This is a genomic window from Bacillus sp. NTK071 (genome assembly GCF_017303315.1).
Classification (GTDB): Bacteria; Bacillota; Bacilli; order Bacillales; family Guptibacillaceae; genus Guptibacillus.
This window is the reverse complement of sequence record NZ_JAFKOI010000076.1, coordinates 1-267: the sequence shown is the minus strand read 5'-3', so window position 1 is coordinate 267 and position 267 is coordinate 1. Positions and strand designations below refer to the sequence as shown.

Sequence of the window (267 nt, the reverse complement as noted above, 5' to 3'; positions counted from 1 at the left end):
GGCTGCGCGGCGCGCCCGATCGCCCGGTGGTGCGCATTGCGCTGGCCCCGGCGATCACCCGGCTTCTTGCCGTGGCCGCGCTCAAGGATTTCTACACGCTGTTTCCCGATACCCATGTCGTCATCGAAGCGCGCATGTATTTCGACGCGGTGAACCGCCTGCGCGACGGCGGGGTCGATTTCGCGGTTGGGCGCTTGCTGGACCCCAGCATGCTCAACGGTCTGTCGTTTCAGCAGCTCTTCTCCGAGCCGATCGTCTTCGCCGCGA

Annotated in this window: 1 protein-coding gene; it reads left to right on the top strand. The window is 65.9% G+C overall.

Translation table 11 applies throughout. The features are described 5' to 3' along the window. Positions 1–267, top strand: a 267-nt coding sequence (locus JI666_RS21095) for a LysR substrate-binding domain-containing protein (RefSeq protein WP_206895036.1), incomplete at both ends; no start/stop codon positions are given.